Below are 22,840 nucleotides of genomic sequence, written 5' to 3' on the forward strand. Positions count from 1 at the left end.
AGGGGCGTGACGGGTGATTTTCAGACTGCCAACGACGCCCAGCGCCCCACCCACAGGGTCGGCAGTCTGAAAATCACCCAGCCCCCGGAGCACCCACCCCCGGAGCCGCCCCCGGCCCCCCACCCTCCCGAGAGCCCCCCTCCCGAAGACCACCCTCCCGAGAGCCCTCCCCCACAGAAGACCCCCGCAAGGCCCGCTCCAAATCCCGCAGAGCCTGCCCCACCAACCGCGTCCCCGCCCTCACCACATCCCGCTGCACCCCCGCCGGCGCCCCCGCCAGCCCCTCCTCCAACCACACCTGGGCGTCCCGCACCGCCCCGAACTCCACCGTCCGCCCCGTCAGCATCGCCCCCGCCGCGAGCGCCGTCGCCAGCCGCAGCTCCTCCGCGTACGCCCCCGCCCCCGGCACCGGCTCCGCGTCCCCCGCCGGCAGGTGGGCCTCCAGCAGCACCGCCGCCCGCCCGAGGGCCCCGACCGCCGCCCGGGCCCGGTCGATCTGGCGCCGGCTCACCCCGGCCAGCCCGGATTCGTGCCGCCCGGGTTCGGCGTCGGCCCGCTGCATCGCCTGGAACAGTTCGGAGCGCGCCTCCCGGGAGTCCAGCAGCGCGCTGCGCACCACCCGTCCGCGCGGCGCTGCCGGCTCCTCGTAGCAGGCGATCACCGCCGCCGCGTACCGTCCGGCGGCCGCCAGCCATTCGGCGAGCCGTTCGCCGAGCCGGGCGGTCTGCCAGGTCGGGAAGAGCGCGTACGTGACGAGTGCGATCGATCCGCCGAGCAGGGTGAGCCCGACCCGTTCGAAGGCCGTCACCAGCGGGTTGCCCTCCTGCAGTCCGAGCAGGAACACCACGTACGTGGAGATCCCGACCGTGGTGAGCGCGTACCCGGTGCGGAACGCCAGGTACGACCCGCCGATGCAGATCACCGCCAGCGCGGCCAGCACCCATTGCCCGGGGTGGGCGAGTTGCACCACGAGCGTCGAGACGGCGACTCCGACCACTGTTCCGGCCAGCCGGGCGACGCCCCGGCTGTAGGTCTGGGCGAAGTCCGGCCGCATCACCATCGCGGCGGTCATCGGCGCCCAGTACCCGTGGTGGAATCCGGCGAGCCGGGCCAGCAGGTAGGCGACGGTGACCACGCCGGCGAGCCGGACGGCGTGCTGGAAGATCGCCGAGCGCGGGTGCAGCTGCCGCCGCACGGCCCGTGCGGCGACCGGCAGCATCCGGGCGATGGTGGGCTTGCGCAGCGCCCCGCCGGCCCCGACGACGGGGGTGGTGATGGTGTCCTCGTCGTTGCGGTCCAGGGTGTCCGCGGCCTTCCGCAGCAGCCCGCCGAGCCGCCGGGCGGAGCGCCGGGCCGCGCCCTGGAGCCGCGGCCCGTCGTCGGAGCCGACCAGGGTGAGCGAGGGCGCGGAGCGGGGGAGCCGGACGGGGTCGCCGGTGCGGATCGCCCGGGCGAGGGCGTCCATGACCTCGGCGGCGGCGGCCAGCACTTCCCGGGCCCGGTCCCGGCCCGGTCCTTCTTCGGGGGCGCCGACCTTGGGGTCGGCGAGTGCGGCGAGGGTGGGCCGGATGCGCTCGGCGATGCCGCGCAGTCCGCGCAGCTCGGGCGGCCGGTGGCGGTCCTGCCAGGGGGTGAGGGCGGCGGCGTGGCGGGCCGTCATGAACGGCTCGGGGTCGACGTGCGCGGTCGGGTCCTGTCGCAACCGGCGGGCGTAGTCGGCGAGTTCGGCGTAGGTATCCGCGAGGGCCTCCCGTTGGGCGGTCCAGCTGCCGATCGGCCAGACGGTGATGACGGTGGCCTGGGCGACTCCGCCCAGGGCGGCGACGAGCCCGTGGCCGAGCGCGGTGACCGTGCTGACCGGGAGTTGCACGACGATCAGCATCACCGAGACGGTGTTGGTGGCGACCACTCCGGCGGTGGGCCCGATCGCCCAGGCCAGTCCGGCGCCGAAGGCCCACACCGCGAGCAGCACCGGGAAGAGCCCGGGGACGCCGGCGGCCAGGTAGCCGAGGAAGGTGCTGATGCCGAGTCCGGCCCCGGCGGCGACGGCGAGGCTGGCCCGGGGCCGGAAGCTGCGCTGGAAGGTGGCCGAGCCGGCGATGAACGCGCCCATCGCGGCCGAGGTGGCGAGCGCGACCCCGCCGAGCGCGAGGGTGGGGAAGAGCACCAGCGCCACCGCGACGGCCCCGCGCACCGCCCGCTTGGGGTCGGTGAGCGCCCGGTCCAGGGTGAGTCCGGTCCGCGCGGTGTCACGAAGTGCGGCGAACCAGGACATAGCGACATCCTAGGCCGGATACCTCCGCCGGATCCGGCTCAGCCGCGCCGCCGCCCACAGCAGTGCCCCGGTCGGCAGGAACACCGCGTCCGCCGCGATCATCGCGAGCGAGAAGACCGGCAGCCCGAGCACGACCGCGATCCCCGCGTGCTCCAGCATCATGACGGCCAGCAGGCCGTTCTTGACCCGCCGGTTGAGCAGCGTGAACGGGAACGCCACCTGGAGGATCACGGTGCCGTAGGAGATCAGGAAGACCGGCAGCAGCGCCGAGCCGACCAGCGCGGACAGTCCCGGCCAGGGCGTGAAGTAGTCCAGGTGCAGCGGGTAGTACAGCGCGGTGCCGTCCTGCCAGCGCGAGCCCTGCACCTTGTACCAGCCGGCCGTGGCGTAGATCAGCACCACTTCGACGGCGATCACCAGCATCGCGCAGTTGTGCACCATGTTCGCCAGCGCGTCGAGGACCGCCCGCGGCTCGCCGTCCGGCCGCAGCCGGCCGAGCGTCCACCAGAGCCCGGCCGCCGTCCAGATCGCCCAGAACAACGGGGACCAGCCGAGGTACGGGAAGGCCCGGTCGGTCCAGGTCAGGGTGTCCCCGGCGAAGCCGCCGAACTGACAGGCCGCCAGGACGGCTCCGAGCACCGCCCAGAGCACCACTCCGGTCCGCCCGGGTCCTCGGCGCCGGGCGTCCAGCGACCAGACCTCGGCGCAGCGGGTGAAGACCAGGTAGACCGCCATCAGGTGGACGACGTTGTCGCCGCCGTCGCCGAGGAAGACGTCGCGGTTCTGCAGGGACAGCACGGTGACCAGGAACAGCACCGTGCTCGCCCTGGTCCGCCAGCCCAGCAGTACGGCCAGGGCGGCCAGCACGGCCAGGTGGTAGACCAGCTCGGACCAGAGCCGGCCGCCGAACCAGGGCAGCACGGTGAACGCCCCGTTGTCGGCCAGCAGCCGTTCGGCCAGCTCCGCCGACCAGGGGGAGAGGTCGCCGTACAGCACCCGCCGGTGCGGCCACTCGCGCAGCAGGTAGGCCAGCCAGACCAGTCCGAAGCCGATCCGCACCACCGCCGCCTGGTGGCGGCCGAGCGCCCGTCCGGTGAACGCCTCGGCGGCCCGGCCGAGCGGGGCCCGCGGCCCGCGTGCCGCCCCCGCCGCCCCGGACTCCACCGGCCGCGCGGCCCCGGTCTGCCGGGGCACCCCGCCGTCCGGCCCCGCCCCGTCCGGTGCCGCCCCGTCGGGTGCCGCGGTCCGCACCGTCGCCTCGTTCATCCGAGCAGCCCCCGGTAGTCCTCGTCCGTCACCGGCCACCAGGGCAGCTCCCGCACCCGGGGCGCCGCCGGAGCGGGCTCGCCGCTCCAGGACGGCGGCGGGACGGTGGCCGCGGTCGACCGGAACTGGATCTCCACGACCCGCCCGCCGTCCGCCTCCCGGCCGATCCGCTGCAGGGCGATCCGCTTGAGGTACTGCTCGGCGAGCCTGCCGCGCGGGGAGGCCGGGGTCTCGTCCTGCGGGTTGTGCGAGCCGTCGTAGAAGTCCCAGGCCCGGCGCAGCAGGTTCTGCTCGACGTGGCTGGGCGCCGGGTTGCCCCGTATCGCGGCGACGTCCTGGGCGGTCAGCCCGATCCAGTCGTGGGTGCGGGTGGACCCGTCGGGCGCGGCGGTGCGGATCCGGGCGTCCACGCTCACGTTCTGCTGGAGCGGGTTGGGCGCGAACAGCTTCCAGTTCTGCTCGAACTCCGGGTACACCACGCCGTCGAGTTCGTCCCGGTACTGCCGGGACACCGAGTTGGCGGGCGCGACGTGCAGGAACACCGCGGCGAGGAACAGCCCGGTGCCGCCGGCCAGCACCGACCCGGCGAAGCCGAGGACCAGCTGCGCGGGCCTGGACCAGGTCCTCCCGGCAGCCGGCCGGTCCGTCGTCTCGGTCATGGCCTCCCCCGACCGGTCGGCGGGCGCCACCGGCCCGGTGCCGGCGCGCTCGCGCGCGCCCATCCTGCCGCACGGCACGGGCGGCGGGTGCCGGGCCGTCAGAGGACGAAGGCCTCCTGGCCGGTGCTGCTCACCATCGGACGGCCCGCACCCTGCCAGGCGTGCATCCCGCCGTCCACGTTCACCGCGTCCCGGCCCTGCTGGACCAGGTACTGGACGACCTGCGCGGAGCGGCCGCCGACCCGGCAGAGCACGTACAGCTTCTCCTTCGGCAGCTCGCCGAGGCGGGCGATCACCTCGCCGATCGGGATGTGCAGGGCGCCGTCGACGTGGCCGGCGTCCCACTCGTCCTGCTCGCGCACGTCCAGCAGGGCGGCGTCGGCGGGCACGGCGGCGGCGTCGGCGGAGGGGATCTGCGGGAACATCGTGTGGCTCTCCTGGGATTCGCGGGGATGCGTGTCATTGTCGCCCACCGGCGCCGTGCCCCGGCCGCCGGAGGCCGGGCCGTCCGCCGGGGCCGGGCCGCCGAGCAGCCGTTCCAGCTCGGCCCGGCGCTCGGCGGCCTTGGCCAGCAGTTCCTCGGCGAGCTGTTCCAGCAGCCGGTCCGGGTCCTGCGGGGCCAGGGCGAGCAGCTGGCCCATCGGGGTCTGCTCCAGCCGGACCTGCTCGGTGGCGGTCTCGGTGATCTTGGCGGTCAGCCAGTCCAGCCGGCGGCGCAGCCAGTCCGCGCGGTCGGGCGCGTCGACGGCGGGCGCGGCCTGCGGCGCGGTGGACCACTCGGCGGCCAGGGCCCCCAGGGCGGTCGCGTCCCCGTACGCGTAGGCCTCGTTGACCCGGGCCAGGAAGGCGGCCCGGCGCTGCTGCTCGGCCGGGTCGGTGGTCAGGTCGGGGTGGGCGCGGCGGACCAGCTCGCGGTAGATCCGCTGGGCGTCCTTGCCGGGCCGCACCCGCTCGGGTGCGGCGGGCGGCGGGGCCGCCTCCCCGTCCTGGCCGGCCTGCTCGCGCACCGAGTCGAAGAGCGCGTCCAGGTCCGGCAGGTCCTCGACCTGCTGCCGTGCCTCGGCGGCCCGGCGCAGGTCCTCCGGCCGGCCGGTGCGGGCCGCGACGGCCTCGGCGACCAGCGCGTCCAGTTCGTCCAGCCGGGCGTACAGCGGGCCGAGCAGCTGGTGGTGGATCAGCGCGAAGTTGTCGATCTCGACCCGCAGCGTCTGGACGTCCACGTCCATGCTGAGCCAGGCGAGCTCGGCGGCGGCGACCCGCTCCTCCAGTGCCTGCTGCTCCGGGTCCGTCCAGCGGGCGGGGCTCTGCGCGCTCACTTGTCGCCTCTGTCTCGTCCGGCCGGATGCGTCCTGCGGACCACCCGTACGGGCGGTCCGGCCTGCCACCCTACCGCCGTGGTCGCGGGCCCCGTCCGGGTGAACCGGGGGCACGAACCGGCGTGCGGCACACGACACGCAACCGATCCTGAGGAATCTCCCCGTTTCGGTGTCGAGCCCGGCCCGGTCCGTGCTTCGCTGGTATCCGCACAGCGTGCCTTCCTCCGGAGCGACGGCCGCCCCCGGGCGCGGCGGCCAGGCGGGAGCAGAGCGAATCCATGGTGGCCGAGTCCAACTCCACACCGCGGCCGGCGGGCGACGGAACCGCGCCGGGCGACCACCCGACGGGTGTGGCCGCCCTGGTCCGGCTCGTCCCCGTCCTGGTCGACCGGTCCGGCCGGATCGCCCAGTGGGGCCGGGCCGCCGAGGAACTCTTCGGCCACCGCGCCGAGGTCGCCCACGACCGCCCGGCCTCCGGCCTGCTGCCCGCCCTGGAACCCCGGGCGCGCGAACGCTGCTCCGTCCGCCGCCCCTGCGACGCGTTCGACACCCTCACCGAGCGGACCGCCGACGGCCGCCCCTGGGCCGGCCGGCTGACCGTCACCGACCGCGAGGAGCACCAGCGCGACGTGCTCTGGTGGGCCTACCCGCTGCCCGGCCCGGCCGGCGGACTGCTGGCGGTGGCCGCCGACGCCCGCCCGCTGCGCTCCACCGGGCCGCGGCTCGCACTCGGCGAGCGGCTGCTCCCCTTCGCCGCCGCGCCCGGCGCCCGGGGCGGCTTCCACACGCTGACCGCGGCGCTCACCCCGGCCGGTCGGCCGGTGCCCGAGCCACTGGCCCGGCTGCTGCCCGCCGGCCACCGCGCGGCGCTGCTGGCCGCGCTGGACCGGGGCGGACTGCCCGCCCTGCGGCTGGACCCGGCCACCGTGCTGCCGGTGCTGCCCGCCGACGCGCAGACCGGTACGGCGCACGCGGCCGCCGGCCTCGGCCGCCGCTACCCGACGCCCCAGCAGCGCGCCGCCCGGGTCGGCCCGCCGCCGCAGCCCGAACAGGGCGCGCCCGGCCGCCGGCCGCCCGGCCCGCTGCCCGTCCAGCGCGAGGCCGCCGAACGCCCCGCCGCCCCGGCCGCCTTCCCCGCCGCCGTCCGGCCGGTGGCCGCCGTCGCGGGCGCCGCGGCGGGCGGCGGCCCGCCCGTCCCTCCCCCCGCCTCCGGCCGGGAGGCACCCCCGCCCACCGCAGGAGCCCCCGCCATCGAGCACACCGCCGTCGAACCCCCCGCCAACGGCCATCCGTTGCCGCGCACCGACCAGGCCCCGCCCGCCACCGTCCCGGTCCCCGCGCCCGCGGCCGGGGAGGGCCCGCCCGCCGGACGGCTCGGCCCCTTCCTCACCAACGGGCAGGCCGGCGAACAGCTGGCCCTGCTGAACGAGGTCGGCGGCAAGGTCGGCACCACGCTGGACCTCGGCTTCACCGCCCACGAGCTGTGCCAGGTGCTGGTCCCCCGGATCGCCGACTTCGCCTGCGTGGACCTGGTGGACGGGCTGATCTCGGACTCCGAGCTGCCCGCCGCCCGCCCGGACGACGACACCATGCTGCGCCGGGTCGCCCTGGTCTACAACGAGACCGGCGGTGCCTGGGACCACGTGCTCTCCGAGGGCTCGCTGGTCAGCATGCCCCGCCGCACCCCGCCCGGGATGGCCCTGCAGCTGAACCAGCCGGTGCTGGTCCCGGTGGTCAGCCCGGACGTGGCGGTCGACTACGCGATCGCGCTCGGCGGCGCCCGGCTGGCCCCGGTGGTCACCGGCCGCTCGATGCTGGTCGTCCCGCTCTCCGCCCGCGGCACCGTGCTCGGCATCCTCAAGCTGCTGCGGCTGCCGGACCGCGCCCCCTTCGACGAGGGCGACGCCGCGACCTTCAAGGAGCTGGCCGCCCGCGCCGCGCTGTCGCTGGACAACGCCCGGCTGCACCGCGCCGAGGCGCGGGTCGCCACCACCCTGCAGCGCTCGATGATCCCGACCCGCCCGCCGCAGATCCCCGGCGTGCAGATCGCCCACCGCTACCTGCCCGGCGACCCCAAGGCCGAGGTCGGCGGCGACTGGTTCGACGCGATCCAGCTGCCCGGCAGCCGGGTCGCCCTGGTGGTCGGCGACGTGATGGGCCACGGCCTGCACTCGGCGGCCGCGATGGGCCGCTTCCGCACCGCCATGCAGACCCTCGCCGCCCTGGACCTGCCGCCCGGCCAGTTGCTGCGCCACCTGGACAACCTGGCCCACAAGCTCGGCGACGACCACCTCGCGACCTGCCTGTACGCGGTCTACGACCCGATCAACCGGACCTGCGAGCTGGCCAGCGCCGGCCACGTCCCGCCGGTCCTGGTGCACCCGGACGGCAGCGGCGAGCTGCTGGAGATCCCGGCCGGCGCGCCGATCGGCGTCGGCGGGGTGCCGTTCGTCGCCAAGACCATCGACGTCTCGGACGGCTCGATGCTGGTGCTCTGCACCGACGGCCTGGTCGAGGTCCGGGGCGGGGACATAGGGGCCGGCCTGGCCGCGCTCTGCGGCAACCTGATCGACCCCCGGCAGAGCCCCGAGCAGGCCTGCGACGAGGTGCTGCGACGGCTGCACTCGGACGACCGCAAGGACGACGTCGCCCTGCTGGTGGCCCGCTTCGACGGGGTCGCCCCGTCCGAGGTGGCGACCTGGGACCTCACCGTGGACCACCGCGAGGTCGGCCGGGCCCGCTCGCTGGTGCGCGAGCAGCTGGCCGGCTGGCACCTGGAGGCGCTCAGCGACACCACCGAACTGCTGGTCAGCGAACTGGTGACGAACGCCGTCCGGGTCGCCCGGGACACCGTGAAGCTCCAGCTGATCCGGGTGGACAAACTGCTCGTCGAGGTCAGCGACGACAACCACAACCTGCCCTCGCTGGAGCCGGCCGAGCAGCTCGGCGAGACCGGTCGCGGCCTCACCCTGGTCACCAAGCTCGCCGAACGCTGGGGCACCGCCCGCAAGGCGGTGGGCAAGGTCGTCTGGTTCGAGCTCCCGCTCCCGCACGCCTGACGGCCGCGCCGACGGCCGCCGGACGCCGAACGGCCGCGTACGGGCACCCGTACGCGGCCGGTGGAACGTCGTCGGCACCCGTCAGGGGATGACGGCGCCCGCCGAGCGGCGCCGCCGGGCCTCCACCGCGACCTCCCGCGAGGCGGCCGCGGCCACCGAGGCGGCGGCGCCGACCCCGGCCAGCACCCTCGGCCAGAAGTCCCCGAAGACCTCGACCGAGACGGCGATCAGCAGCGCGGTGACCACCGCGACCATGTGCTCCAGGCCGGCCAGGTTCGGCAGCACCACCGCCTCGCCGATCATCACCGCCACCACCAGGCCGCCGGTGAACCAGGCCCGGCAGCGGAACGCGATGCAGATCGCCAGCGCCACCACCGCGGCCGAGGGCCCGGTGTCCCGCACGTAGGCGACCCACTTCGGGAAGCCGAACAGGTGGTGCGGCCCGATCGCCACGCCGACCCGGGCGAACAGCGTGCCCGCCAGGGTGCAGGTGTAGGCGACCACCAGGGTCATCCGCCGGCCGAGCACGATCTCGGCGATCGCGAAGACCACGAAGACCTGGGCCAGCGCCCCCCAGACCGGAAGGTCCAGCGCCGGCACGTACAGCGAGAGCGGGGTCCGCAGCAGCGAGACGTCCAGCGGCAGCGCCGCCCGCACCACCCCGATGTTGTTGACGAAACGCTCTCCGCCCGGCAGGTGCTGGACGATGCTGAACAGCAGGATCAGAAACGTCGCGACCGTGGCCAGCGGAACGGCGGCGAACTTCTTTCGCACCACCGCGTCCCGGACCGTCGCGAACAACGTTCCCCACTCGGCGACAGCGGCCGATCCGGCGATTGCCAGCGGCCCCTTTCGCACGCCCCCCGCGTGGGTCCTGTGAATCACAACTTTCTCCGAATCCCCGAACTCTCGACTACTCCAACATTAGAAGCCTCTTAACAAAGCCACATCGGCACGGATGTGGAGCGGGGTCATCCTCTGGGGGGAGGCAATCCCCCCATCGGCCCCCCATTTCGACCGACCGGCCCCCTCCGCCCCCCGACGGAGGGCTACCCCTTCCCGTCCCGGGCCGCGACCGGGACCCGGGGCGCCACCACGGCGGCCCGGGCGTGCCGGCGGCGGAACAGGGCGGGCAGGCTCGGCGCGACGATGAAACCCTCGGCGCGCGCGCTCGCGATGCCGATCCGCGGAATCTCGCTGCTCTTCTCGAAGAGCAGGTAGCGCGGTTCCCAGATCGGCCGGTACTTGGCATTGGCGCGGTACAGCGACTCGATCTGCCACCAGCGCGAGAAGAATCCCAGGACCGAACGCCACAGCCGCAGCACCGGGCCGGCGCCGAGGCGCGAACCGCGTTCGAAGACCGAGCGGAACATCGCGAAGTTCAGCGAGACCCGCTTCAGCCCGACCTCCTCGGCGCGCTGCAGCAGCTCGATGACCATGAACTCCATCAGGCCGTTCTCGGTGTCCCGGGCCCGGCGCATCAGGTCCAGCGAGAGCCCGTCCGGGCCCCACGGCACGAAGCTGAGCAGCGCCTTGAGCTCGCCGTCGCCGTCGTGGCACTCCAGCATCACGCAGCGGCCGTCGCCCGGGTCCCCGAGCCGGCCGAGGGCCATCGAGAAGCCGCGCTCGGTTGCCCCGTCGCGCCACTCGTCGGCCTTGGCCACCAGCTCGGCCATCTCCTCCTCCGAGATGTCCTCGTGGCGGCGGATCCGCACCGTGTACCCGGCCCGCTTGACCCGGTTGTAGGCCTGCCGGACCACCCGCATCGCGCGGCCGTCCAGCGAGAACTCGTCCAGCTCGACGATCGCCTCGTCGCCCAGCTCCAGCGCGTCCAGCCCGTGCCGGGCGTAGATCACCCCGGCCTCCTCGGAGGCGCCCATCACGGCCGGCGCCCAGGCGTGCTCACGGGCCTCGGACAGCCAGGCGTCGATCGCGCCCGGCCAGGCCTCCGGGTCGCCGATCGGGTCGCCCGAGGCGAGCGAGACGCCGCCGATCACCCGGTAGGTGACCGCCGCCTTGCCGCTGGGGGAGAAGATCACCGCCTTGTCCCGGCGCAGCGCGAAGTAGCCGAGCGAGTCCCGCTCGCCCTGCTTGTCCAGCAGGCCGCGCAGCTGCGCCTCGTCCTCGGCGGTGAGCAGTTCCTTGCCGCGCGGGCTGCGGAAGGCCACGTACAGCACCAGCAGGAAGAGCACCGCGCCCATCGCGTTGATCGCGGCGTTCACCCAGGTCGGCGCGGCGATCACCGAGCGCAGGTGCTCGGACGGGGTGATCGTGATCATCCGGCCGACCGAGTAGCGGAACAGGTCCCAGAAGCCGGCGCCGGAAAGCTCGTTGGTCAGCCAGACCAGCAGCGCGCCCACCCCGCCGCCGAACGCCAGCCCGGCGACGAAGGTGGCCGCCGCGGTCTTCGGGTTGGAGCTGTCGCCCTTGGACGTGAACTCCTTGCGCCCGATCAGCAGCGCCAGCACGAACAGGCAGGTCAGGACGGTGGAGATGTAGTTGAGCGGGTGGGAGTCGAAGCGCTCGTCCGGCACCAGCATGGCCGCCAGGTACAGCAGCGCGAACATCCCGCCGAGCGCCGTGTTGAAGATCCACGCGGCCCGCTTGCGCCGCCGCATCGCGATCGCGAGGAACACCGACAGCACCGCGCTGGCCAAGCCCGCGGTCATCAGGTACGGGGTGAAGTACTCGCCCTCGTTGTGCTCGTAGACCTGGTCGCGGAAGGGCACCAGGAGCACCGTCGCCACGTTCAGCAGCGCGATCAGCCGCAGGTACCAGACGGAGGCCGCGGCGGCCCTCGGACGCCAGCGGTCCAGCACGTCGCCGGGCCGGGGTCCGTGGGACGTGGCGGACGGCTCCGACTTCACAGTGGACGACACAGCTCAATTCCAAACGATCAGATGATGGGGCGCATCCGCAAAAGGCCCGGCGCCGGGCGCCCGCTCGGGCCCGACGGACTGACCGGCGACCTCACCCGGCCGACCGCCCGATTGGAGGATGCGGCCGGAAAAGGGTCAGCCAACTCCATGTTTCCCCACCGAACCTGAGAATTGCGTGAACCGGGTAGCGGATTCCCACCCCCGCCGAACGGCGGGGGTGATCAGCCCCCGGCGTTCGGCACCCCACTCGCACAACCCCTACTCTCGGAACGACCCACGCGGACCGCCCCGACCCGGCCGCCCGAACCGAGGAGGCACCATCACCACCACCCGCGTGCTGATCGTCGACGACGAGATCCTGGTCCGCTCCGGCCTGGGCCTGATCGTCGGCTCCGCCGACGACCTGGAGGTGGTCGGCGACTGCTCCGGCGGACAGGCCGAGGAACACGTCCAGCGGCTTCGCCCGCACGTGGTACTGCTCGACATCCGGATGCCCGACCTCGACGGCATCTCGGTGCTGCGCCGCCTGCGCGCCCTGCCCGAACCGCCCGCCGTGGCGATGCTCACCACCTTCGACACCGACGAGTACATCGGCACCGCGCTGCGGGCCGGCGCGGCCGGGTTCCTGCTCAAGGACACCGCCCCCGAGCAGCTGGTGCACGCCGTCCGGGTGCTCGCGGCCGGCGGCAACATCCTCTCCCCGACCGTCACCCGCACCGTGATCGGCGGCTACGTGGACGGCGGCGGCCCGGACGCCGAGGCCACCGCGCTCGCCCGCACCCTCACCGGCCGCGAGCTCGACGTGCTCGCGCTGCTCGGCGAGGGCCTGTCCAACGCCGAGATCGCCGACCGGCTCTTCCTCGGCACCGGCACGGTCAAGGACCACATCAGCGCGATCCTCGGCAAGCTCGGCGCCGCCAACCGGGTCCAGGCCGCCGTCCTGGCCCACCGGGCCGGGCTGGTCCGGCCCAAGCCCGGCGACGGGGCATGACGACCGCCGACCAACTGCCGTCCAGACGGCTGCCGGCCTGGTGCACCGCCCCCTGGCTGATGCTGCTGCTGCCCGTCCTCTACTCCCTGCTGGACGCCGCCCTGGTGGCCCGGGAGGCCGCCTGGTGGCAGGTGGCGCTGTCCACGCTGGCCGCCGTCGCCCTGTTCTGGCGACGGCGCTTCCCGGTGACCGTGCTGCTGCTCACCATGCCGGGCAGCTTCGTGGACGAGATCTGGCTGGCCCCGATCACGGCCGTCTACTCGGTGGCCGCCGAGCGCCCCCGCCCCCGGATCGTGATCCCCTGCGGCGTCCTGTTCGCCCTGGTCGAGTTCTTCCACTGGCCGCTGCCCGAGGGCGTCCTCGACCTCAGCCGCGCCACCGCGCTGGACGCCATCCAGGCCGTGATGCTGGCGGCCGGCCCGGCCGCCACCGGTCTGCTCGCCCGCACCCGGCGGGAGCTGGCCGCCCGCCTGGACGAGCTGACCCGCGGCCAGGAGCGGGAGAGCCGGCTGCTGGCCGAGCGGGTGCTGATCAGCGAGCGCGGCCGGCTGGCCCGGGAGATGCACGACGTGGTATCGCACCAGGTCAGCCTGATCAGCATCCAGGCCGGAGCGCTCCAGGTGAGCAGCCCCGACCCGGCGGCCGTGACCGCCGCCCGCACCATCCGCGAGCTGTCCGTGCGGACCCTGGACGAGCTGCGCCAGATGGTCGGGGTGCTGCGCGGCACCGGCGGTCTGCCGGACGCCCCGCTCGCCCCGCAGCCCCGGCTGGCCGACCTGCCCCGGCTGATCGAGGAGAGCGGCCTGACCGCCGACTCCGAGCTGGTCCCCGGCGACCGCCCGTGGCCGGAGGCGGTCGAACGGGCCGCCTACCGCACCGTCCAGGAGGCGCTCACCAACATCACCAAGTACGCCCCGGAGGCGGCGGTGCACGTGCGGGTCCGGGCGAAGGGCCGCCGGCTGCGGGTCGAGGTCCGCAACGACGCGCCTCCGGTGCACCCCACCGAGACGCTGCCGGGCGGCGGCCACGGGCTCGTCGGCCTGCGCGAGCGCGCCCAGCTGCTGGGCGGCACCCTCACCGCCGGGCCGACCCCGGACGGCGGCTTCGAGGTCCGCGCCGAACTCCCGGCCAGCCGCGGCTGATCCGCCCCGGCCCGGCGAAGGCACCGGTGCCGGCGGCCGTCGGGCGGGGAGCGGACGACAAAAAAGCCCCGCAGATCCGTAGATCTGCGGGGCTTCGCTGTGCGCGAGGGGGGAGTTGAACCCCCACGCCCTTTCGGGCACTGGAACCTGAATCCAGCGCGTCTGCCTATTCCGCCACCCGCGCATGGGTGTTGTCCTCGTTGCCGACCGATCTTCCGGGGTGCTCGGTACCATCGGTACTTCGCACTTCCTTGGACCGGCCTCCCTTTCGGGCGGCCCTTCCGACATGGAAAACATTAGCACGACCTGGGGGGCTGCTCCGAATCCGTTGTCCGGGGACCCCGGTGACACCCGAACCAATGCCCGACGAACGCCCGTACGACTTCCGGAAGGGCGATCCGGCGGGCGCACCTGGCGTGCCGTACCCGAAATGCGTCACCCTGTGTGTCCGAGCCCACCCCCGGGCACCACACGGTCCGGGAACCGTACGGAAGGGCCCGGCGTGGATACGATCAGTACGGAAGTACCGCAAGTAGGAGGCGCGACCGGGTCCCGGGCGGGATCCGGCCGGCAGGCAGGCGAACGAACCCTGGAAGGGGGTGCCCCATGGGAGTGCTGAAGAAGTTCGAGCAGCGGCTCGAGGGTCTCGTCAACGGCACCTTCGCCAAGGTGTTCAAGTCCGAGGTCCAGCCCGTGGAGATCGCCGGAGCGCTGCAGCGCGAGTGCGACAACAACGCGAGCATCTGGAACCGCGACCGCACCGTCGTGCCGAACGACTTCATCGTCGAGCTGAGCCCGCACGACCACGAGCGGCTCAGCCCCTACTCCGGGCAGCTCGGCACCGAGCTGGCCGGCATGGTCCGCGAGTACGCGGAGGCCCAGCGGTACACGTTCATGGGTCCGCTCCAGGTGAACCTGGAGAAGGCCGACGACCTGGACACCGGGCTGTACCGGGTGCGCAGCCGCACCCTCGCGGCCGAGGAGCCCCCGCAGCAGCAGTACGCGCCGCCGCAGCCGGGCTACGACCGTCCGCCGGCCGCTCCCGCCCCCGGCGCACCGTGGCAGCAGCCCGGCGCCGGCCAGTACAGCGCGCCCCCGCCGCCGGCCGCGCCCCCCGCGATGCCCCCCGGCCCGCCCGCGCCCGCCGGCGGCAACGTCCGGGCCTTCCCCGGCGCCGGCCACGGCGGCGCCGGGATGCGCCGCTGGGTCGAGGTGAACGGCGCCCGGCACCAGATCACCGGCTCGGCCTGCGTGCTCGGCCGGTCGACCGAGGCGGACGTGCGGATCGACGACCCCGGGGTCTCCCGCAAGCACGCCGAGATCCGGCCCGGCACGCCCTCGATGGTGCTCGACCTGGGGTCCACCAACGGCATCGTGGTGGACGGACAGCACACCCAGCGCGCTACGCTCCGCGACGGCTCTCGAATCGTCGTGGGCTCCACCACCATCGTCTACCGGCAGGTCGAAGGGTAGTGTCCGAATTGTTCGCGCGCCTCGCTCACCGACTGGCGGGACGGCCATGTCAGAACTGACCCTCACGGTCATGCGGCTGGGCTTCCTGGCCGTGCTGTGGCTGTTCGTCATCGTCGCGATCCAGGTGATCCGCAGCGACCTGTTCGGCACCAAGGTGAACCCGCGGTCCTCCCGTCGCGGCACGAACGCCACGGCCGCCGGCGGCGCCGCCACCGCGACCGCCGCCACCGCCGCGCGCGCCGCGGCACCGGCCCAGGCCGGCCCCGCGGCGGGCCAGACCCAGGGCGGCGGGGGGCGCCGTCGCGGCGGCCCGACCCAGCTCGTCGTGGTGCAGGGCTCGCTGGCCGGCACCACGGTGGCGCTCCAGGGCCAGACCATCACGCTCGGCCGCGCGCACGACTCCACCATCGTGCTGGACGACGACTACGCGTCCTCCCGGCATGCCAGGATCTATCCGGATCAGACTGGGCAGTGGACGGTCGAGGATCTAGGCTCCACCAACGGCACCTATCTGGACCGGCAGCGCCTGACCGCGCCCACCCCGCTCCAGCCGGGCATGCCGATCCGTATCGGCAGGACCGTCATCGAACTGCGGAAGTAGTTGGCGCATGAGGGACAGCATCCCGTCCATGACCCAGAGGGGGGCACAGGTCGCATGACCCTGGTGCTGCGCTTCGCCGCCGGCTCCCACAAGGGACTGATCCGGGAGGGGAACGAGGACTCCGGCTACGCCGGGCCGCGGCTGCTGGCCGTGGCCGACGGCATGGGCGGTGCCGCGGCCGGCGAGGTCGCGTCCTCCGAGGTGCTCGGCTCGATCGTCCGGCTGGACGAGGACGTGCCGGGCGCCGACCTGCTGACCCTGCTGGGCGACGCCGTCCAGGGCGCCAACGACCGGCTCCGGCTGATGGTCGAGGAGGACCCGCAGCTGGAGGGCATGGGTTGCACCCTGACCGCCATGCTGTGGACGGGTCAGCGGATGGGCCTGGTGCACGTCGGCGACTCCCGCGCCTACCTGCTGCGCGACGGCTCCCTGGTGCAGATCACCCAGGACCACACCTGGGTGCAGCGCCTGGTCGACGAGGGCCGGATCACGCCCGAGGAGGCCGAGACCCACCCGCAGCGCTCGCTGCTGATGCGGGCCCTGGACGGCCGCGGCCAGGTCGAGCCCGACCTGTCGATCCGCGAGGTCCGGGCCGGCGACCGCTACCTGATCTGCTCCGACGGCCTCTCCGGCCCGGTCAGCCACCAGACCCTCCAGGACACCCTCGGCAGCTACTACGCGCCCGAGCAGACCGTGCAGGAGCTGATCCAGCTCGCGCTGCGCGGCGGCGGTCCGGACAACATCACCTGCATCGTGGCGGACGTCATCGACGTCGGCGCCACGGACACCATGAGCGGCCAGTTCAACGACGTCCCGGTGGTGGTCGGCGCGGTCGCCGACGCCCCGCCGTCCTCGGCCGCCGCCGACCGCTCGATCGCGGACACCCCGGCCGGCCGCGCCGCCGGCCTCGGCCGCGGCCCGCAGGGCGCCTTCGGCCCGGCCGAGGGCTACCAGGAGGGCTACGGCGCCGCGCACGGCGGCTTCGGCCCCGCCGAGGGGTACGAGGGCGAGTACGGCTCCGGCGAGCCCTCGGTGTACGGCACCGAGGACTTCGACGAGGAGCGGCCCGCGAAGCGCAAGCGCAAGGGCCTGACCGTCTCGCTGGCCGTCCTGGTCACGCTCGGCCTGCTCGGCGGCGCCGGCTGGTTCGGCTACCGGTGGACCCAGGACCAGTACTACGTCGGCACCCAGGACGACCACGTCGCGATCTACCAGGGCATCAACCAGAACCTGGCCGGTCTGAGCCTGTCCTCGGTGCACTCCTCGTACAGCAAGATCCAGCTGAAGTGGCTGCCCGAGGACCAGCAGGTCCACGTGAAGAAGACCATCTCGGTCGGCAGCATGAAGGACGCCCAGTCCACGGTCAACGAGCTCGACGGCTGGGTCCAGCTCTGCCAGCGGGCGGCGAGGGCGACCGCCCCGGCCGCCCCGCCGGCCACCCAGGCGGTGCAGGCCGCGTACCTGGCCACCACGCCCACCCCGACCGAGAAGAACCGCGGCCCGGCCGCGGCGACACCGACCACCTCGCCCTCGGGCACGCCGACGCCGACCGCTCCGGGGGCACCCGCCCCGGCGCCGAACACCACCCCTCCGGTGGCCGGCGCGCAGGGCGACCAGGCTCCGCTGACGGACGAGGAACTCAGCCGGGCCAACTCCTGCCCGAAGCAGTGACGTCCGTGATCCGACATAGGTCCGCCCCGAGCGGGCTTGCCGGCCGTCAGGGAGCGGTCACCACGTGAGCAGCTACGACCTGAGCGAAGAAACCACCCGGTCCGGCCGGCGCCGGGCGGCTGAACGTGCCGTCCCCCGCCGCCGGGGCAACACCACGATCTCCCCGCAGGAGACGCCCAACCGGCGCAACACCGAGCTGGCCCTGCTGGTCTTCGCGGTGCTGGTGCCGGTCCTCGCGTACGCCAACGTCGGCCTCGCGATGGACGGCAAGCTGCCCACCGGCATGCTCGGCTACGGGCTCGGCATGGGCGCCCTGGCGGTGGTCGCGCACCTGCTGGTGCGCCGCTTCGCGCCGTACGCGGACCCGCTGATGCTGCCGATCGCCACCCTGCTGAACGGGCTCGGGGTGGTGATGATCTGGCGGCTCGACAAGGCGGGCAAGCTGCTCAGGGGCAACTACCCGGCGGCCGAGAACCAGCTGATGTGGTCGGCCCTCGGGATCGCCGGCTTCATCGGGGTGATGGTGCTGCTGAAGGACCACCGGGTGCTGCAGCGCTACACCTACATCTCGATGGTGGTGGCCCTGGTGCTGCTCGCCGCGCCGGCCTTCTTCCCGTCCCGGGCGGAGGACTTCGGCGCCAAGATCTGGATCCGGATGGGCAGCTTCTCCATCCAGCCGGGCGAGTTCGCCAAGATCGTCCTGACGGTGTTCTTCGCCGGCTACCTGATGGTCAAGCGGGACGCCCTGGCGCTGGCCAGCCGCCGGTTCATGGGCCTGTACCTGCCGCGCGGCCGCGACCTCGGCCCGATCGTCGTGATCTGGCTGCTCAGCCTGCTGATCCTGATCTTCGAGAACGACCTGGGCACGTCCTTCCTGTTCTTCGGCCTGTTCGTGGTGATGCTCTACGTCGCCACCGAGCGGACCAGCTGGATCCTGTTCGGCCTGCTGATGTCGGTCGGCGGCGCCGTCGCGGTCGCCTCGACCGCCAGCCACGTGAAGGTCCGCATCGACGCCTGGCTCGACCCGATGGCCGCCTTCAGCGCGAACCCGCCGAAGGGCGCCACCGAGCAGATCGGCCAGTCGCTGATGGCGCTCGGCTCGGGCGGGGTCACCGGCTCCGGCCTCGGCCAGGGCCGCTCCTGGCTGATCGCCTTCGCGGCCAAGAGCGACTTCATCCTGGGCTCCTTCGGCGAGGAGCTCGGACTGACCGGCCTGATGGCGATCTTCCTGCTGTACGCGCTGCTGGTGCAGCGCGGCCTGCGCACCGCGCTCGCCGCCCGCGACCCGTTCGGCAAGCTGTTCGCCGTCGGCCTCTCCTCGGCGATGGCGATCCAGGTGTTCGTCGTGGCCGGCGGTGTCACCGGGCTGATCCCGCTCACCGGTATGACCATGCCGTTCCTCGCCCAGGGCGGTTCGTCCGTGGTCGCCAACTGGGCGCTGGTCGCGATCCTGCTGAAGATCAGCGACAGCGCCCGCCGGCCCGGGGCCGAACCGGCCCCGGCCGCCACCGAGGGCCAGGGAGGACCCGCCCGATGAACAAGCCGATCCGCCGGGTCTCGATCTTCTGCCTCGTCCTGATCCTGGCCCTGATGGTGCGCACCAACTGGGTGCAGGGCGTCCAGGCCGAGTCCTGGGCCACCAACAAGAACAACAAGCGCCAGCTGTACGACCGCTACGCCCACCCGCGCGGCAACATCATCGTCAGCGGCCAGCCGGTCACGAAGTCGGACTTCGTCGACGGCCTGCGCTACAAGTACAAGCGCTCCTGGGTCGACGGCCCGATGTACGCCCCGGTGACCGGCTACTCCTCCCAGGCCTACGGCTCCAACCAGCTGGAGAACCTGGAGGACGGCATCCTCTCCGGGACGGACGACCGGCTGTTCTTCCGCAACACCCTGGACATGCTGACCGGCGAGCAGAAGCGCGGCGGCGACGTCGTCACCACCATCAACGCCAAGGTCCAGAAGGCGGCCTTCGACGCCATGGGCAACAAGAAGGGCGCGGTGGTCGCACTCGACCCGAAGACCGGCGCGATCCTCGGGCTGGTCTCCACCCCGTCCTACGACCCCGGCACCTTCGCCGGCGGCGAGGCCGCCGACACCAAGGCGTGGACGGACCTCAACGCGGACCCGAACAAGCCGATGCTCAACCGGGCGCTGAAGGAGACCTATCCGCCCGGCTCGACCTTCAAGCTGGTCACCGCGACCGCGGCGTTCGAGAACGGCCGCTACCAGAGCATCGACGACGCCACGGACACGCCCGAGCCGTACATCCTGCCGAACACCACCACCCAGCTGAAGAACGAGAGCCCGAACGAGCGCTGCGAGAACGCGACCGTCAAGTCCGGGATGGACCAGTCCTGCAACACGGTCTTCGCCAAGATGGGCGCGGACCTGGGCAAGGAGCGGATGCGCGCGCAGGCCGAGAAGTTCGGATTCAACAGCACGATCGACACCCCGGTCCGGTCCGAGAAGAGCGTCTTCCCGGACAGCCCGAGCCTGGACGGCACCGCCCAGGACTCGATCGGCCAGCACGACACCCGCGCCACCCCGCTCCAGATGGCCATGGTCTCCGCCGCCATCGCCAACAACGGCAGCCTGATGCAGCCGTACCTGGTCGACCAGGAGCGCTCGGCCACCCTGACCACCGTCTCCAAGCACACCGAGAAGCAGTTCTCCCAGGCGATGAGCCCGGCCACCGCGCAGAAGATGCAGGACCTGATGGTCTCGGTGGTCGAGAACGGCACCGGCACCAACGCCAAGATCCCCGGCCTCCAGGTCGGCGGCAAGACCGGCACCGCGCAGCACGGCGAGGACAACGCGGGGCTGCCCTTCGCCTGGTTCACCTCCTGGGCCAAGACCGCGGACGGCCAGTCGGTCGCGGTCGCGGTGGTGGTCGAGGACGGTTCCCAGAACCGCGACGGCATCAGCGGCGGCCGGCTCGCGGCCCCGATCGCCAAGGCGGTGATGCAGGCCGCTCTCGGCAAGTAGGAGCGTGGATCCGAGGTGAGGGGAACGTCACGATCGCCGGCCCCGTCCGGATACCGGTCTGATATCGGCCGACGGCTGACTCCGGTCCGGTGCGGTGCGACCGGTAGCGTATCCGCCAGCAGCGGGTGTGCCCGTTGCCGCCCGCGAGGCACCGCACGGCTCGGCCGGAGAACCGGTCGCGGACCGCGCGGCGTCACCCAGAGCGTGCGGGGACACCTACGTCACAACCTCACCGGCGGGTGAGGGAGAGGGTCTGAACTATGGAAGAGCCTCGTCGCCTCGGCGGCAGGTACGAGCTCGGCGGCGTCCTAGGACGCGGCGGCATGGCCGAGGTGTACCTCGCCCATGACACCCGACTCGGCCGCTCCGTCGCAGTGAAGACGCTCCGGGCCGACATGGCCCGGGATCCGTCGTTCCAGGCCCGCTTCCGCCGCGAGGCGCAGTCGGCCGCGTCCCTGAACCATCCCGCGATCGTCGCCGTGTACGACACCGGCGAGGACTACATCGACGGCATCTCCATCCCGTACATCGTGATGGAGTACGTCGAGGGGTCCACGCTGCGCGAGCTGCTGCACTCCGGCCGCCGGCTGCTGCCCGAGCGCGCCCTGGAGATGACCATCGGCATCCTCCAGGCCCTGGAGTACTCGCACCGGGCCGGCATCGTGCACCGCGACATCAAGCCGGCCAACGTGATGCTGACCCGGCAGGGCAACGTCAAGGTCATGGACTTCGGCATCGCCCGTGCGATGGGTGACGCCGGTATGACCATGACGCAGACCTCGGCCGTCATCGGCACCGCCCAGTACCTCTCCCCCGAGCAGGCCAAGGGCGAGCAGGTCGACGCCCGCTCCGACCTCTACTCCACCGGCTGCCTGCTCTACGAGCTGCTGACCGTGCGCCCGCCGTTCGTCGGCGACTCGCCGGTCGCGGTGGCCTACCAGCACGTCCGGGAGGAGCCGCAGCCGCCGTCCGTCTTCGACCCCGAGGTGCGCCCCGAGGTCGACGCGATCGTGCTGAAGGCGCTCGCCAAGGACCGCGACTACCGCTACCAGACCGCCGACGAGATGCGCGACGACATCGAGCGCTTCCTCGACGGCCTGCCGGTGGCCGCCGCCCAGCAGGCCGCGTACGGCATGGGCGCGGCCGGGTACGGCTACGACCAGAACGGCTACCCGCAGCAGCACGACCCGTACGGGCAGACCAACGTGCTGCCGCAGCAGCCCGGCGGCGGCCCGACCACCGTCCTGCCGCAGGCCTCCGGGCAGCCCGGCTACGGGCAGCAGGGCGGCTACCAGGACGACGGCTACGGCCAGAACTACGCCGGCGCCGCGGGCGGCGGCAACGACGGCTACGACGACGGCTACGGCCGCGGCGGCGGCCGGCGGGGCGAGGACCCGCCGAAGAAGAGCAACACCTCCTGGGTCGTGCTGGCGGTGGCCGCCGTGCTGGTCCTGGTCGGCACCTTCTTCGTCGCCCAGGCGATGTTCGGCGACAAGGGCACCAAGGAGCCCGCGAAGGTCACCGCCCCGAACCTGGTCGGCAAGACCCTGGCCGAGGCCAAGACGGCCGCCGCCGGGACCGGCCCCAAGCTCGTGGTGACCGAGGGCGACAAGATCGCCTGCCCGGACGCCAACGTCAAGAAGGACCAGGTCTGCACCCAGACCCCGACGCCGGGCACCCAGGTCGCGGAGACGTCCACCATCACGGTGCAGGTCTCCTCGGGCCCGGCCAAGGCGCAGGTCCCCGGCGTGGTCGGCAAGCCCAAGGACCAGGCCGTCAAGGCGCTCGCCGACCTCGGCTTCACCAACGTCACCACCGAGTACAAGGACGACGACAACGCCGCGCAGGACACCGTCACCGCCCAGGACCCGGCGGCCAACGCGGCCGTCGACCCGAGCGCCGCGATCAAGCTGACCGTGTCGCAGGGCAAGGCCAAGGTGAACGTGCCGAACGTGGTCGGCGCCCAGAAGGAGGACGCGGTGGCCACCCTCCAGGGCCTCGGCTTCCAGGTGGACGCCTCGAAGACCGCGCCGGCCCCCGACCCGAGCAAGGTCAACACCGTCTCCTTCCAGTCGGTCCCGGCCAACACCAAGGCCCCGGCCAACACCAAGATCGCGCTGACCGTCTTCAAGGCGCAGGACAAGCCGCAGGTCCCGCCGCTGCAGAACGTCAAGCTGAGCGACGTCGGGCCCCAGCTGCAGAAGCTCGGCCTGACCTACATCGTGGTCAGCGGCCCTTCGGACCCGAACGCGACGGTGCAGCAGACCAACCCGCCGGCCGGCACCGCGGTCGACCCGAACACCCAGATCCAGCTGTACACCAAGGCGGCCGAGCCGCCCAAAGGGGGCGACCCCACCACCGCACCCCCCAAAGGGGACCACTAAGCCTCCGATATTCCCCTGGTTCGGCTGAACCGGGGGACCAGCAGCACGGAGCACGCCCGAGGGCCCGCCGCAACGCTTGCGGCGGGCCCTCGGGCGTTCCGTACCCGGCCCCGGAAGGGTCCTCGGAAGGTCC

The 22,840-nt window shown here is 73.3% G+C and carries 15 protein-coding genes and 1 tRNA gene; 9 read left to right on the plus strand and 7 right to left on the minus strand.

Going from position 1 to position 22,840, the window contains the following annotated elements; translation table 11 throughout:
• Nucleotides 1–73: 73 nt before the first annotated feature.
• The 4 genes from ACGFSC_RS00005 to ACGFSC_RS00020 form a co-directional block, all read right to left on the minus strand.
• On the minus strand, nucleotides 74–2,275 hold the full coding sequence (locus ACGFSC_RS00005) for an FUSC family protein (RefSeq protein ID WP_359912179.1): 2,202 nt from the start codon (nucleotides 2,273–2,275) through the stop codon (nucleotides 74–76).
• A 9-nt stretch (nucleotides 2,276–2,284) separates the two neighbouring features.
• Nucleotides 2,285–3,541 carry an HTTM domain-containing protein gene (locus ACGFSC_RS00010; protein WP_359912181.1) on the minus strand — a complete coding sequence of 419 codons (1,257 nt, stop codon included), beginning with the start codon at nucleotides 3,539–3,541 and terminating at the stop codon, nucleotides 2,285–2,287.
• Complete coding sequence (locus tag ACGFSC_RS00015; RefSeq protein WP_359912184.1) at nucleotides 3,538–4,200, minus strand: DUF5819 family protein; 663 nt, start codon at nucleotides 4,198–4,200, stop codon at nucleotides 3,538–3,540. The genes ACGFSC_RS00010 and ACGFSC_RS00015 overlap by 4 nt, the downstream gene beginning before the upstream one ends.
• Before the next feature lie 98 nt (nucleotides 4,201–4,298).
• A complete protein-coding gene (locus ACGFSC_RS00020; RefSeq protein WP_359912187.1) occupies nucleotides 4,299–5,516 on the minus strand; it encodes a rhodanese-like domain-containing protein in 1,218 nt (405 codons plus the stop codon).
• 278 nt (nucleotides 5,517–5,794) lie between these two features.
• Here ACGFSC_RS00020 and ACGFSC_RS00025 point away from each other — a divergent pair, with 278 nt between their 5' ends.
• Nucleotides 5,795–8,575, plus strand: coding sequence for a SpoIIE family protein phosphatase (locus ACGFSC_RS00025; RefSeq protein WP_359912190.1), 2,781 nt, complete (start codon nucleotides 5,795–5,797; stop codon nucleotides 8,573–8,575).
• Between the two features lie 81 nt (nucleotides 8,576–8,656).
• On the opposite strand, the gene ACGFSC_RS00030 is transcribed toward ACGFSC_RS00025, so the two are convergent.
• Both ACGFSC_RS00030 and ACGFSC_RS00035 read right to left on the minus strand, forming a co-directional pair.
• Nucleotides 8,657–9,349, minus strand: coding sequence for a hypothetical protein (locus tag ACGFSC_RS00030; RefSeq protein ID WP_359912193.1), 693 nt, complete (start codon nucleotides 9,347–9,349; stop codon nucleotides 8,657–8,659).
• Nucleotides 9,350–9,624: 275 nt separating this feature from the next.
• Nucleotides 9,625–11,454 carry a phosphatidylglycerol lysyltransferase domain-containing protein gene (locus ACGFSC_RS00035; RefSeq protein WP_380357471.1) on the minus strand — a complete coding sequence of 610 codons (1,830 nt, stop codon included), beginning with the start codon at nucleotides 11,452–11,454 and terminating at the stop codon, nucleotides 9,625–9,627.
• A 340-nt stretch (nucleotides 11,455–11,794) separates the two neighbouring features.
• Here ACGFSC_RS00035 and ACGFSC_RS00040 point away from each other — a divergent pair, with 340 nt between their 5' ends.
• A complete protein-coding gene (locus tag ACGFSC_RS00040; RefSeq protein ID WP_359912234.1) occupies nucleotides 11,795–12,445 on the plus strand; it encodes a response regulator transcription factor in 651 nt (216 codons plus the stop codon).
• Complete coding sequence (locus ACGFSC_RS00045) at nucleotides 12,442–13,587, plus strand: histidine kinase (RefSeq protein ID WP_359912196.1); 1,146 nt, start codon at nucleotides 12,442–12,444, stop codon at nucleotides 13,585–13,587. The genes ACGFSC_RS00040 and ACGFSC_RS00045 overlap by 4 nt, the downstream gene beginning before the upstream one ends.
• A gap of 100 nt (nucleotides 13,588–13,687) precedes the next feature.
• Here the strand turns inward: ACGFSC_RS00045 and ACGFSC_RS00050 are convergent.
• Nucleotides 13,688–13,771, minus strand: a tRNA-Leu gene (locus ACGFSC_RS00050).
• Between the two features lie 422 nt (nucleotides 13,772–14,193).
• Between ACGFSC_RS00050 and ACGFSC_RS00055 the strand changes: the two genes are divergently transcribed.
• The 6 genes from ACGFSC_RS00055 to pknB all read left to right on the plus strand — a co-directional run bounded on the left by ACGFSC_RS00055 (nucleotide 14,194) and on the right by pknB (nucleotide 22,707).
• Nucleotides 14,194–15,060 (plus strand): DUF3662 and FHA domain-containing protein, encoded by an 867-nt coding sequence (locus ACGFSC_RS00055; protein WP_359912199.1) that lies wholly within the window; start codon nucleotides 14,194–14,196, stop codon nucleotides 15,058–15,060.
• 46 nt (nucleotides 15,061–15,106) lie between these two features.
• Nucleotides 15,107–15,661, plus strand: coding sequence for an FHA domain-containing protein (locus tag ACGFSC_RS00060; RefSeq protein WP_359912202.1), 555 nt, complete (start codon nucleotides 15,107–15,109; stop codon nucleotides 15,659–15,661).
• Between the two features lie 54 nt (nucleotides 15,662–15,715).
• Nucleotides 15,716–17,332: a protein phosphatase 2C domain-containing protein gene (locus ACGFSC_RS00065; RefSeq protein WP_359912205.1), complete on the plus strand. Its 1,617-nt coding sequence runs from the start codon at nucleotides 15,716–15,718 to the stop codon at nucleotides 17,330–17,332.
• Nucleotides 17,333–17,489: 157 nt separating this feature from the next.
• Nucleotides 17,490–18,869, plus strand: coding sequence for an FtsW/RodA/SpoVE family cell cycle protein (locus ACGFSC_RS00070; protein WP_359912237.1), 1,380 nt, complete (start codon nucleotides 17,490–17,492; stop codon nucleotides 18,867–18,869).
• Nucleotides 18,866–20,323, plus strand: a complete 1,458-nt coding sequence (locus ACGFSC_RS00075; protein ID WP_359912208.1) for a penicillin-binding protein 2 — start codon at nucleotides 18,866–18,868, stop codon at nucleotides 20,321–20,323. The genes ACGFSC_RS00070 and ACGFSC_RS00075 overlap by 4 nt, the downstream gene beginning before the upstream one ends.
• Nucleotides 20,324–20,583: 260 nt before the next feature.
• Nucleotides 20,584–22,707: a Stk1 family PASTA domain-containing Ser/Thr kinase gene (gene pknB, locus ACGFSC_RS00080; RefSeq protein WP_359912211.1), complete on the plus strand. Its 2,124-nt coding sequence runs from the start codon at nucleotides 20,584–20,586 to the stop codon at nucleotides 22,705–22,707.
• Nucleotides 22,708–22,840 lie beyond the last annotated feature (133 nt).

This window comes from Kitasatospora sp. NPDC048715 (assembly GCF_043198905.1).
Lineage (GTDB): Bacteria > Actinomycetota > Actinomycetes > Streptomycetales > Streptomycetaceae > Kitasatospora > Kitasatospora lactacystinica.

Coding starts and splice junctions, on each gene's coding strand:
- ACGFSC_RS00005 (WP_359912179.1), bottom strand. CDS start 2,275: ATGTCCTGGTTCGCCGCACTTCGTGACACCGCGCGGACCGGACTCACC.
- ACGFSC_RS00010 (WP_359912181.1), bottom strand. CDS start 3,541: ATGAACGAGGCGACGGTGCGGACCGCGGCACCCGACGGGGCGGCACCG.
- ACGFSC_RS00015 (WP_359912184.1), bottom strand. CDS start 4,200: ATGACCGAGACGACGGACCGGCCGGCTGCCGGGAGGACCTGGTCCAGG.
- ACGFSC_RS00025 (WP_359912190.1), top strand. CDS start 5,795: ATGGTGGCCGAGTCCAACTCCACACCGCGGCCGGCGGGCGACGGAACC.
- ACGFSC_RS00045 (WP_359912196.1), top strand. CDS start 12,442: ATGACGACCGCCGACCAACTGCCGTCCAGACGGCTGCCGGCCTGGTGC.
- ACGFSC_RS00055 (WP_359912199.1), top strand. CDS start 14,194: ATGGGAGTGCTGAAGAAGTTCGAGCAGCGGCTCGAGGGTCTCGTCAAC.
- ACGFSC_RS00060 (WP_359912202.1), top strand. CDS start 15,107: ATGTCAGAACTGACCCTCACGGTCATGCGGCTGGGCTTCCTGGCCGTG.
- ACGFSC_RS00065 (WP_359912205.1), top strand. CDS start 15,716: ATGACCCTGGTGCTGCGCTTCGCCGCCGGCTCCCACAAGGGACTGATC.
- ACGFSC_RS00075 (WP_359912208.1), top strand. CDS start 18,866: ATGAACAAGCCGATCCGCCGGGTCTCGATCTTCTGCCTCGTCCTGATC.
- pknB (WP_359912211.1), top strand. CDS start 20,584: ATGGAAGAGCCTCGTCGCCTCGGCGGCAGGTACGAGCTCGGCGGCGTC.